A 701-nucleotide genomic window follows, 5' to 3' on the forward strand; every position below is an offset into this window, starting at 1 on the left:
CAAATCCGGGCTGACCACCCATAAAAAGGGTGGGGAATTTTACTCCGGAAAAAATGGGGAAATTCCAACGGCATTGACACACCGTTCTGCGCGGCACGCCGAACCACTGGCAGATCTTGCTGATCGAGACGGTAAAGCCGTCGTCCTTGAGTTTTTGGTGGATCGTCTCGATCACTTCTCGTCCTCGCCCAGCAGGGACTGCAGCTTTTTTCTTGCACGCAATTCAAGCATGGCTTCGCCGTAGGCCTCCTGCAGTTCCTTGATCTGCCGCTCGTACTGTTCCTTGACGTCCAGCGGCTTGGCGCGCAATGCGTTCTCCAAGCCTTTGCGTCCTTCGTCAACCCATTCTTCGATCTCGGAAGGCGGGATGTCNGGCCTCCTGCAGTTCCTTGATCTGCCGCTCGTACTGTTCCTTGACGTCCAGCGGCTTGGCGCGCAATGCGTTCTCCAAGCCTTTGCGTCCTTCGTCAACCCATTCTTCGATCTCGGAAGGCGGGATGTCGAAGGCCCGGCTGGCCTCAACCACGCTGGTTTTGCCCTGAATGATTTCAGTAACCTGACCTGACCGGTTTTTTCGGACCAAGCTAGTTTGGGATAGCTCCGGTCGATAAAGTTGTTACTTTGACCTTGCCCCGATTTCACGTACAGCAGGAAATTTGGTAATTTTCTGTCTGTACGGAGGGAGTAATGGAAGAGAAATC

General features: G+C 53.9%; 1 protein-coding gene. It reads right to left on the reverse strand.

The window, feature by feature from the left end; genetic code table 11:
- Positions 1–171: 171 nt before the first annotated feature.
- A complete protein-coding gene (locus RY831_RS33500) occupies positions 172–471 on the reverse strand; it encodes a DUF1153 domain-containing protein (RefSeq protein WP_437126355.1) in 300 nt (99 codons plus the stop codon).
- Between the last annotated feature and the right edge of the window lie 230 nt (positions 472–701).

It is taken from the genome of Noviherbaspirillum album, assembly GCF_035916955.1.
GTDB classification, from domain to species: domain Bacteria; phylum Pseudomonadota; class Gammaproteobacteria; order Burkholderiales; family Burkholderiaceae_D; genus Noviherbaspirillum; species Noviherbaspirillum album.